Annotated in this window: 8 protein-coding genes; 3 read left to right on the top strand and 5 right to left on the bottom strand. The window is 58.4% G+C overall.

Going from position 1 to position 10,825, the window contains the following annotated elements; all coding sequences use genetic code 11:
• Positions 1-40: 40 nt before the first annotated feature.
• Both KDX30_RS15035 and KDX30_RS15030 read right to left on the bottom strand, forming a co-directional pair.
• Positions 41-1,063 carry a transporter gene (locus tag KDX30_RS15035; RefSeq protein ID WP_231676751.1) on the bottom strand — a complete coding sequence of 341 codons (1,023 nt, stop codon included), beginning with the start codon at positions 1,061-1,063 and terminating at the stop codon, positions 41-43.
• Positions 1,064-1,376: 313 nt separating this feature from the next.
• Positions 1,377-2,204: an aldo/keto reductase gene (locus tag KDX30_RS15030; RefSeq protein ID WP_122805415.1), complete on the bottom strand. Its 828-nt coding sequence runs from the start codon at positions 2,202-2,204 to the stop codon at positions 1,377-1,379.
• Positions 2,205-2,572: 368 nt separating this feature from the next.
• On the opposite strand from KDX30_RS15030, the gene KDX30_RS15025 reads away from it, so the two are divergent.
• Positions 2,573-4,189, top strand: a complete 1,617-nt coding sequence (locus KDX30_RS15025; RefSeq protein WP_027901408.1) for an inorganic phosphate transporter — start codon at positions 2,573-2,575, stop codon at positions 4,187-4,189.
• Here KDX30_RS15025 and KDX30_RS15020 read toward each other — a convergent pair.
• Positions 4,177-5,082, bottom strand: a complete 906-nt coding sequence (locus KDX30_RS15020; RefSeq protein ID WP_231676750.1) for a LysR family transcriptional regulator — start codon at positions 5,080-5,082, stop codon at positions 4,177-4,179. The two genes, KDX30_RS15025 and KDX30_RS15020, sit on opposite strands and share 13 nt — an antisense overlap.
• 315 nt (positions 5,083-5,397) lie before the next feature.
• On the opposite strand from KDX30_RS15020, the gene KDX30_RS15015 reads away from it, so the two are divergent.
• Positions 5,398-6,597 (top strand): MFS transporter, encoded by a 1,200-nt coding sequence (locus KDX30_RS15015; RefSeq protein WP_231676784.1) that lies wholly within the window; start codon positions 5,398-5,400, stop codon positions 6,595-6,597.
• Here the strand turns inward: KDX30_RS15015 and egtB are convergent.
• Positions 6,594-8,744, bottom strand: a complete 2,151-nt coding sequence (gene egtB, locus KDX30_RS15010; RefSeq protein WP_231676749.1) for an ergothioneine biosynthesis protein EgtB — start codon at positions 8,742-8,744, stop codon at positions 6,594-6,596. The genes KDX30_RS15015 and egtB overlap by 4 nt on opposite strands.
• A gap of 94 nt (positions 8,745-8,838) precedes the next feature.
• A complete protein-coding gene (locus KDX30_RS15005; RefSeq protein WP_231676748.1) occupies positions 8,839-9,207 on the bottom strand; it encodes a DUF427 domain-containing protein in 369 nt (122 codons plus the stop codon).
• Positions 9,208-9,459: 252 nt separating this feature from the next.
• Here KDX30_RS15005 and KDX30_RS15000 point away from each other — a divergent pair, with 252 nt between their 5' ends.
• Positions 9,460-10,635 (top strand): XdhC family protein, encoded by a 1,176-nt coding sequence (locus KDX30_RS15000; protein WP_231676747.1) that lies wholly within the window; start codon positions 9,460-9,462, stop codon positions 10,633-10,635.
• Positions 10,636-10,825: the final 190 nt, after the last annotated feature.

Genomic DNA, 10,825 nt, shown 5'->3' with positions numbered 1-10,825 from the left:
ATATGTACTCAAGCCTCTCATGCGCGAAAGCGCCCCCACACTACCCCTGATCCCGATTCTTGCGAAACGCCCACCGCCCCGCAATCACCGTAAACGTCGCCACCAACGCCACCAACACCCAAAAGCCCTCCGGATCGCTCGCCAGCGGAATACCGCCCACGTTCATTCCGAAGAAACCCGCAACGATGTTGATAGGCAGCGCAAGCACAGTCACCACCGTCAGCGTAAACAGCGTGCGGCTGCTCTGTTCGTTGAGGTTCGCGGCGATCTCCTCCTGCAGCAACTTGATGCGCTCACCCAACGCCACCAGATCGCTGATCACCAGGGCCGACTCCTCCGTCGACTGCCGCAACTCCTTCACATCCGCTTCCAGCAACCAGTCAGGCGGGCGATGCAGCAAACGCATCAGCGAGCCCGGCTCCAGCGCCAACAGTCGTTGCAGACGTACCAACACCCGCCGCATCGCCCCCAACTCCGAGCGGTTATTGCTCAGGCGCTGCGACAGCAATTGGTCTTCGATCTTGTCGACGCTCAGGCTGGTCTTGCGCAGAAACTGCGTCAGTACTTCGCCCTGATCGCGCAACAGATGCACCAACAATTCCAGCGGCGAACGAAACCGCTCGCCGCGTTTGACCGAAGAACGCAGCTTGTCCACCGAACGCAACGGATGCAGCCGGGCCGTGATCAGGAGATTGTGATGGGTGCAGACCCACAAGGTGGAAATGTCAGTCGACAACATGTTGAAGTCGAAGACCACGTCGTTGACCACCGCCAGCAGCGCAGAGTCCACATGCTCGATACGAGTCGAGCGCGACCCTTCATGCAACGCTTCGAAGAATTCCTCTGGCAGACACAGGTTGGTTTTCATCCAGCGTTCACACGCCGCATGGGCCAGGTTCAGGTGCAACCAGATAAATTCATCACCGCTGTCGCTGGAGTGCAGGCACTGCAAAGCAGCGGCGGAGCCAATTTCCCGGCCGCTTTCACCGGGTTTGAAACTGAAACCGTAAAGCAGGCCGAACAGATCTGAATCCTGGTGGTTCTGCACGATGCTTTGGTTCATGAATGCTCGCTGGCCGTGATGCGCCGGGTCCGTGGCAAAAGGACGAAGTGCGCATCATGACAAGCCGTTATTGCAGTTTTGTTGCACTCTCGATTCCTCCAGTGGGACCGGATTCATCCTGGAAGTCGGCATTCCTGACGATAAAGAAGCGGTGGATGTACCGGCCCTTCGCGAATGAATTCGCTCCTACCGGTAATCTCGCCAAGACGTAGAGCCCGGTAGGACCGAATTTATTCGGGATGGCGATATTCCTGAAGATACAAATGCATCGCCTGTAATGACCTCTTCCCGACTGAAGCCGGTCCCACGAACGTCAAACCATCGCCAACGGCATTTTGCGGCTTGGCACTGGCCAGGCTCTGTCGATATCGGCGAGGTCTTGTGCAGTGAGGACCAGCTCGGCCGCTGCCGCGTTGAGCTCGATGTGTTTCGGTGTGACCGCTTTAGGAATGGCGATCATGTTGCTCTGACGCAATACCCACGCGAGGCTGATCTGCGCCGGAGTCGCGTTGTGCCGTGCAGCGATTTCGTGCAGTGCCGGGTGATGCAGCAGGTTACCGGCCTGCCCCTGACCAATCGGGCAATACGCCATGGTCGGCAAATTGTTGGCTTCTGCCCAAGGCAACAGATCGAACTCGATGGCACGGTCTTCCGGGTTGTACAGGACCTGGTTGGTGGCGCAGGCCGGGTTATTCAATTCCAGCAGGTCTGGCACGTCGAAGTTCGACACGCCCCAGCGGCCGATCTTGCCTTCTTCACGCAAACGCTCGAAGGCTTCAACGGTTTCTTCCAGCGGATAGGAACCCGGCCAGTGCAACAGATACAGATCGATGTAATCGGTTTTCATCCGCTTTAGGCTGCGTTCGCAGGCGGCGGGGATGCCTGAGCGGCTGGCGTTGTGCGGGTAAACCTTGCTGACCACAAACACGCGGTCGCGCTGCCCGGCGATGGCCTCACCGACGATTTGTTCGGCGATGCCGTCGGCATACATTTCAGCGGTGTCGATCAGGTTCAAGCCCAGTTCGATGCCCTGACAGAGTGCGCGAATCTCGGCGGAGCGCATGTCCTGACGCTCGCCCATGTGCCAGGTGCCCTGGCCGATAACCGGAACCTGTTTGCCCGCTAATTCAAGAGTGCGCATAGGGAAGCCTGCAAGTCAGTTAAATGATGAGGAGTGAGGCAGTGGAACCGGGAAAGGGTTCAGTGCGATGAGCAAAAACCGGGTCTGAGGTTCGGCAGGTCGATGCATTCTTTAAATGAAACGCGATCTCCCGTGGGAGCCGGGCTTGCCCGCGATACATGAGACGCGGTTTGAAGACACTCCGCGTTATCGTTTATCGCGGGCAAGCCCGGCTCCCACAGGGACTGCATTCCAAATCAAGACAGCTGTTGGTGCATGCCGATCATCCGAAAACATTGTCCAGGCCCAAGTTCATTGACCTGTGTAGCATCTCGGTAACATTTTGTAATGAGTATGGGCAGATCCATTCTTCAACAGGATCAAGCACCATGGCAACCAGCACGTTAGCCCCGGATTCCTTTGAACAGGCCCGAGACTCAAAGCCTCAACTGCACCGCAAGCCCAGCACGCTGACGATGGTGGTTTTCTTCGCCATTCTTGCCACCGGCTTATTGTTCACCGCCTACAGTTTGAAACAAGACGTAGATGATCTGGGCACCGTAGTCACCACCTGGACGCCATTTCTGTTGCTGGGCGTGGCGTTGCTGATTGCGCTGGGTTTCGAGTTCGTCAACGGCTTCCATGACACCGCCAACGCGGTTGCCACTGTGATCTACACCCACTCGCTGCCGCCGGGCTTCGCAGTGGCGTGGTCCGGGTTGTTCAACTTTCTCGGCGTGCTGTTTTCCAGCGGTGCAGTGGCGTTCGCCATCATTGCCTTGCTGCCAGTCGAGCTGATTTTGCAGGTGGGCTCCGGCGCTGGTTTTGCGATGATCTTTGCCTTGTTGATCGCCGCGATCATCTGGAACCTGGGCACGTGGTGGCTGGGTCTGCCCGCCTCTTCTTCACACACCCTGATCGGCTCGATCATCGGTGTGGGGGTTGCCAATGCCTTGATGCATGGCCGCGATGGCACCAGCGGCGTCGACTGGTCTCAGGCGACCAAAATCGGCTACTCGTTGCTGCTATCTCCCTTGGTCGGGTTCGTTTTTGCCGCGCTGTTACTGCTGGCAATGCGCATGTTCATCAAGAACCGCGCGCTCTATAAAGCGCCTGAAGGCAACACTCCACCGCCATGGTGGATTCGCGGCATGCTGATCGTGACGTGCACTGGCGTGTCGTTCGCCCACGGTTCCAATGACGGACAGAAAGGCATGGGCCTGATCATGCTGATTCTGGTCGGCACGTTGCCAATGGCCTACGCGCTGAACCGCACCATGCCCGCCGATCAGTCCATCCAGTTTGCTGCCGTTGCCGAAGTCACCCAGCAGGCACTCACTCGCGCCGCCCCACTGCCCGCTCCCGCTGATCCACGGCAGACGCTGTCGCAGTATCTGGTCAGTAAACAGGAAACCCCTGAGCTGATTCCGGCCCTGGCGGTGATGGCGGGCAAGATCGGCATTCAGGTCAAAGGCTACGGTTCACTGTCGAAGGTCCCCGCCGAAGCGGTGGCCAACGTGCGTAACGACATGTACCTGACGTCGGAAACCATCCGTGTGATGGAGAAAAACAAAGTCGGCAATTTCGACGCGGATACGCAGGACAAGCTCAAGCTGTTCAAGGACCAGATCGACAGCGCAACGCGCTTTATTCCGACCTGGGTCAAGATCGCCGTAGCCATCGCTTTGGGTCTCGGCACTCTGGTGGGTTGGCGGCGCATCGTGATCACCGTCGGCGAGAAGATTGGCAAGACCCACATGACGTACGCTCAGGGCGCTTCGGCGGAAGTGGTCGCTATGCTGACCATCGGTGCCGCCGACATGTACGGCCTGCCGGTGTCGACTACCCATGTGTTGTCATCAGGCGTGGCCGGCTCCATGGTCGCCAACGGCTCCGGCCTGCAATTGCGAACGTTGCGTAATCTGGCCCTTGCCTGGGTGCTGACCCTGCCTGCCGCGATCCTGCTCTCGGGATCGTTGTACTGGGTGTTCACTCAGATCTTCTGATAGCCGCCTGCTGGCAATAAGTGCTCCTTGAGAAAGTCGATCAAGGCACGCAATTTCGGGGATGCATGCTGGCTCACGGGCCAGAGCATCCAGAGCGTGCCGTGGCTGAGGGTGAAATCTTCGAGCACGACCTGCAACTCGCCGCGCTGTAACGCCTCATTGACGACGAAATCCGCCAGGTAGGCGATGCCCATTCCCTGCTTGCACAGGTGATACAGGGAATGGGTGGTGGTGCAGGTCGCGGCTTTTTTCGGATTCGGCACAAGCAAACCATCAACGCTGCGCAACGGCCAGGGCTCGATCTTGCCGGTGGCGGGAAACTTGTGCAGCAGGCCGACATGCCCGGCCAGATCGCCAGGCGTCAAGGGCACGCCATAGCGTTGCAGGTAATCCGGCGACGCAACCAGCATCAGACGGAAGTCACCAAGATGCCGCGACGCCAGTCGTGAGTCCTGTAGCGTGCCGGTGCGAACCACCGCATCGAAGCCCTCCTCGATGATGTCCACCATGCGATCCGACAGGTCGATGTCCAGCTCGATGTCCGGATAGCGGCGCATGAAAGCGGTCAATACCGGCATCATCAAACCATCCTGCAACGGCACGCTGATATGCAGTTTGCCTCTGGGCTCGGCAGTGAAATGCGACAGCTCAAGCTCCGCAGCTTCGACCTCCCCCAGTATTCGCCGACACCGTTCAAGAAACAGTGTGCCCTCGGCTGTCAGGGTGATGCTGCGCGTGCTGCGATGAAACAGGCGAACCCCAAGGCGCTGCTCCAACCGAGCAATGCTCTTGCCGACCGCCGAGGAAGAAACCTCCAGCGTACGCGCCGCCGCAGTGAAGCTGCGCGTTTGTGCGACCTGCACGAAAATTCCGATGCCACTGAGGCTGTCCACGTTAACGTCTCCATAGGCGACCGGATCTGTTGGAGCGAGGCTTGCCCGCGAAGAACGATAACGCGGTGGCGTCTGATCCACCGAGTCGGCTGATTCGCGGGCAAGCCTCGCTACAACAGAATCAACATATTGCCGCTAGACAGCGCGGAGCCATGGACACTGGGGATGATCTCCTGCGCAGGAGATACGCCTCAACGCCCCAATCCTCGCCTGTTAATTAAGGACAAATTTGTCCGCTATGAGCGGAACCTTAGCCTGTTTTTCCGCCAACCACAGCCCCTTAATCTGGCCCTCTTTTGAACAGGGCTCATGGCTATGACTGACAACACGCTGAACCTTATTGATAAATCAGACGCAGAACGGCTGCCGTGGACGGCGTTGCTGGCCTTGGCCATGGCGGGATTTCTGACCATTCTCACCGAGGCGCTGCCCGCAGGATTGCTGCCCTTGATGAGCGCAGACCTAAAGGTGTCACCCACCCTGGTGGGGCAACTGATAACGGTGTATGCGGTGGGTTCGCTGCTGGCGGCCATTCCGCTGACGGCCCTGACCCGCAATTGGCGGCGCAGGCCATTGCTGTTGATTGCCATCGGCGGTTTTGCCGTGGTCAACAGCATCACCGCGCTCTCCGATGACTATGGCGTAACGCTGGTCTCGCGATTCTTTGCCGGAGTTTTTGCTGGCTTGCTTTGGTCCCTGCTGGCCGGTTACGCCAGCCGTCTGGTGCCTGAACATTTACGTGGGCGCGCCATTGCGGTTGCCATGGTGGGAACGCCGCTGGCGCTGTCCATCGGCATTCCGGCCGGAACGCTACTGGGTTCAGTCATCGGCTGGCGCTGGGCTTTCGGGATCATGAGCCTGTTGAGTCTGGGCCTGGTGATCTGGGCACGTCTGAGCCTGGCGGATTTCCCCGGTCAGACCCAACAACAGCGCCTGTCGATCCGCCAGGTGTTCGTGCTGCCAGGCATCCGCCCGGTGCTGCTGACCACCCTGATGTTCGTACTGGCCCATAACGTTCTTTATACCTACATCGCACCGCTGCTGGAGCCTGCCGGTCTGTCCGAGCAGATCGACCGGGTATTGCTGGCTTTTGGCGTCGCGGCGCTGGGAGGGATCTGGCTGGTGGGCGTTCTGATTGATCGCTGGCTGCGTGAGCTGGTGCTGATCAGCATCGCGCTGTTCCTTCTCACCGCCTTCGCCTGGGCGATTAATGGTGAAAACAGTCAGCTGATTTATCTGTATGTGATCATCTGGGGACTGGCGTTCGGGGGCGCAGCGACACTGTTCCAGACCGCGTCAGCAATAACCGGCGGTGCCGCCGCCGATGTCAGCCAATCGATGATCGTCACTGTGTGGAATCTGGGGATTGCCGGTGGCGGACTGGCAGGTGGTTTGCTGCTGCAAAGCATCGGTGTGCAGTCCTTCAACTGGCTGGTTTGCCTGTTACTGATCAGCGCACTGATCGTCAGCGCCAGCGCGAATCGCGCTGGCTTTCCATCCTCCAGACAGACTTAAGCGTGTAGCGTGAACAACGCCACTTCAGGAGCAGCGCTGACCCAATGCTGACTCACCGACCAACCCGCAGCCGTGGCCAGTGCAGTGAACGACTCAATGGTGAACTTGTGGGAGTTCTCCGTGTGCAGCCGCTCACCCACGCCGAAGTGGAAAGTATGCCCCGCCACCGAAGCCACTTGCTCCACACGGCTGACCAGATGCATTTCCATGCGCTGGTCCTCATCGTTCCACAGCGCGAGATGCTCAAACTCGTCGACGTTGAACGTGCCGTCCAGTTCACGGTTGATCCGGGTCAGCAGATTCTTGTTGAAGCGTGCGGTGACCCCTTCGGCATCGTCGTAAGCCGCAACCAGCGTATCCGGATCTTTGACCAGATCCACGCCGACGATGAAGTGCGCGTTTTCACCCAACAAACTGTGGGCGGAACGCAGAAACTTCACCGCCTGCTCAGGAGTAAAGTTGCCAATGGTAGAGCCGGGGAAAAAACCGACCCGAGGCAAACCATCAGCCGCCCTTGGGAGCTTCAAAGCCCGGGTGAAATCGTCAACCTGCGGCGCCACCGTCAAATGCGGGTATTTATTGCTGAGCTGGTGAGCGGCCCGATTCAAGGCATTGGCGCTGATATCAATGGGCACGTACACGGCGATCTGCGGCGCAGCGTCCAGCAACAAACAGGTTTTGTCACTGGCACCACTGCCAAATTCCACCAGAGCAGCACCGTGCGGAATCAGCCCGGCCATTTGTACAGCAACATCGGTCAGCAGCCGGGTTTCGGCGCGGGTCGGATAGTATTCCGGCGTCTTGCAAATGGCTTCGAACAGTTGCGAGCCAGCTGCGTCGTAGAAGTACTTCGGTGAAAGGTTTTTCACTGGCGAGGACAACCCAGCAATCACATCACGGGCGAACTCACTGTCGTGAGGGTTAACCACTCCCGGCTGACGGCTGTCCCTGGCCAGACGCAGACCGGAAACCACCCAGCGTTTCTCCGGATGGAAAAAGTTTCGATACGTCGCTCGGGAATGGCTCGGCGACGTCACGCTTGCCCCGCCGCGCAATACCATCTGGTTGATCATGAACTTGCCGTTGTATTCGCCCACCGCACTGGCTGCCGGACGAAATCCCGGATACGCGCTGTAAGAGCTTTGGGTCCACTGCCAGGCGACGTCATCCACCTGCTCCAGCAGACCGGCAACCACTGCCGCCTCCCATTCAGCTTCAGTAGGCAATCGCGCATCGGCCCACTGCGCGAAGGCTGCAGCTTCGTAGTAACTGATGTGAGTGACAGGTGCGTCCGGGTCAATCGGTTCAAGGCCGCGCAAGGTCATGCAGCGCCAGCCGTGGGTTTCGTCGTGCTGCCAGTACATCGGCGCGTGCCAGGCATTTTCCTGAACGATGCTCCAGCCTTCGGAAAGCCAAAGCCCTGCCTGACTGTAGCCACCCGCATCGATAAACTTCAGCCACTCGCCGTTGGTGACCAGCCGATCACTGATCTCGAAAGACTGTAAGTACGTGGTGTGGCGTGGACCTTCGTTATCGAATGCGAAGTCGGTGCCTTTATGGCCGATTTCGGTCAGTCCGCCCTTGAGCGGTTTGTAGCGGCCCCGCCGACCAGCCACATCCTTGGGCCAGGCTGGGTCGTAAGCCGGCTTGAGGGACGACGTACTGAACAGATGGAGGATGTCCATCAGCAGCAATTCCTGATGCTGCTCCTCATGGGCCAGGCCCAGTTCGATCAGGCTGCTCAAGTCGTCGGGTAGCGTATTTTGCAGCAGACGTGCCATGTGCTGGTCGACATGTTCACGATAGGCCATGACCTGATCGACTCCTGGACGAGTCATCAAGCCGCGCTGTGGACGTGGATGGCGCGGGCCGACGGCCTCGTAATAGGAATTGAAGAGGTAACCGAAGGCCGGGTCGAAAGGCTCGTAGCCCGGCACGTTTTCGCTGAGCAGGAATGTCTCGAAGAACCAGGTCGTGTGCGCGATATGCCATTTTGCCGGGCTGGCATCAGGCATGGACTGGACCACCATGTCTTCGGCGCTCAACGGTGCGGCCAGGCTTTGGGTTCGACTGCGCACGTTCTGGTAGCGCTTGAGCAATTCGTTGGCAGCAGCAGTCTGGCGAGGCTCGCGTGAGGGGCTGATCATCAGTGTGAATCTCCGGCGTTGCCGCGACCTGTTTGTTCAGGCAATGCGGCGTCGAGCGTTTCATTTATCAGCCAACCGGTGCAGAAACACCGCTTCAGTCATGTGGTATCTGAGTCACGAACGTCACCCGTTCGGGGTAAAACGCTACGTGATCTCTGAGCTTCGCCACGGCACGGTACGGATGTTCATAGGTCCAGACCGCGTTCGGGATGCGTAGCCCATGGATATCCAGGCTGAAATAATTAGCGTCGCCTTTATAAGGGCAGTGGGTTTGATGTTCGGTCCTGACGTAATGTTCAATCCGTATATCCGAACGGGGTATGTATATAACCGGCGGGTATTTGGCTTCTTCGAGCAACAGCGCGTGATCGCTGCGGGCGAGCAGCGTTTCTTTGAACATCACGCTGACCGAGCCTTTGCAGGAAGTGATGGTAATGGGGTGGTTGTAGTCGGGGGTTTTCATGGCGAGTGCTCTCTTGGCAGTCATGCAGAAAACAGGTGACCTGTAGGAGTTGCCGAAGGCTGCGATTGCGGAGTGTCAGGATAAATGCTTCGCAGCCTTCGTCAGCTCCTACCCTGGATTTTTTGATCAGCCCGGTTGCGATCAGTGTAGCCACCCTCAAACAACACGCTTATACCGTCGCAAACTGAACGTTTTCGGCAACCCTGCATCCGAACACTCTATGCTGTGCACACAGATTTCCGAGGTTTTGTAATGAATGATTTATCCCACCTGCTCGAGGCTTTGTCCCTTGCTCACACTGACGGGCAGGACGCGGTCATGGCGACGGTGGTCAAAGTCGAGGGTTCGGCCTATCGGCGTCCCGGCGCGCGGATGGTGATTCCACAACTTGGAAACGCCACTGGTACGGTCAGCGGCGGGTGCCTGGAAAGCGATGTGAGCAAGAAAGCCTGGTGGCTGACCGCCGCAGGTAAACCGGTGCTGCGCACTTACAGCACCGGCGAGGACGACGATGAACTGGAAGACGCTGAACTGAGCTTCGGGCTGGGCTGCAACGGTACGGTGCATATTCTCTTCGAGCGAGTCAGTGCGCAGAATCCATCACTGGCAATCAATGTGTTGAAACAGGTGCAAGCCACCTCGCGCCCCGCTGCGCTGGCGACAGTGATCAGTTCCGAAAATGATCACCATGCAGCAGTGGGTGAGCGGGTTGCGCTGTGGGCCGACGGCAAGCTTGAGCAGGAAATGCACGACCGACTGCTCAGCCAGACCATCGCCGCCGACCTGCAAACCGTACTCACCGCCGAGAAGTCAGCCATTCGCAACTACGATGGTCACTCCGGATCGATTCAGGTGCTGCTGGAGTTCATTCCGGCACCACGTCGGCTGGTGATTTTTGGGGCTGGGCATGATGCCGTACCGCTGGTGAACATGGCGCACCTGCAAGGCTGGCACACCACGGTGATCGACGCCCGTACGCACTTTGCCCGCCCCGAGCGTTTCCCCGATGCCGATCAAGTCAGCGCCCTGCCCTTGCAGCCTTTCACAGGCATGCAGGCACTGGTTGATGACGCTGCGGTGGTAGTCATGACCCACAGCTACACTCAGGATCGTCACTGGCTCAGTCAGGTACTGACGCTGAATCCGCGTTACATCGGCCAGCTCGGCCCACGCAGCAGGACCGAGCGATTGCTGGACGAAATGAGCAGCGAAATGCGTCAACTGCCAGCCTTTGCAGCGCTGCATTACCCGGTAGGTCTGGACCTGGGCGGCGATACCCCTGCAAGCGTTGCGCTGTCTATCCTGGCGGAGATCAATGCGGTGCTCAATCAGCGTAGCGGCGGCATGCTCAAGCATCGCGAAGCGAGCATTCATGCCGCGGATGTGATGATGGCGGGTGAGATGGGACTGCTCAAGAGTGGGTCTTAGGTATTTTCTGACCTGCTGACATGTACAAAACCTGTAGGCCCCCCCTGTGTCCCTGAAACAGCGTTGTCGCGCAGCAAAGATTGGACTTGTGCAGACTGTGTGAAAACGTAGCGAGCGACGGCAAGACAAGGCAAAAACAGCCGAAAAAGCGGAGTCTAGGTGTTCTAAATGAGCATTTTTCGGCTGTTTT

The organism is Pseudomonas quasicaspiana (assembly GCF_021147825.1).
Classification (GTDB): Bacteria; Pseudomonadota; Gammaproteobacteria; order Pseudomonadales; family Pseudomonadaceae; genus Aquipseudomonas; species Aquipseudomonas quasicaspiana.
Note: the sequence above shows the minus strand (reverse complement) of the source record. Positions and strands in the feature narration are given on the sequence as shown.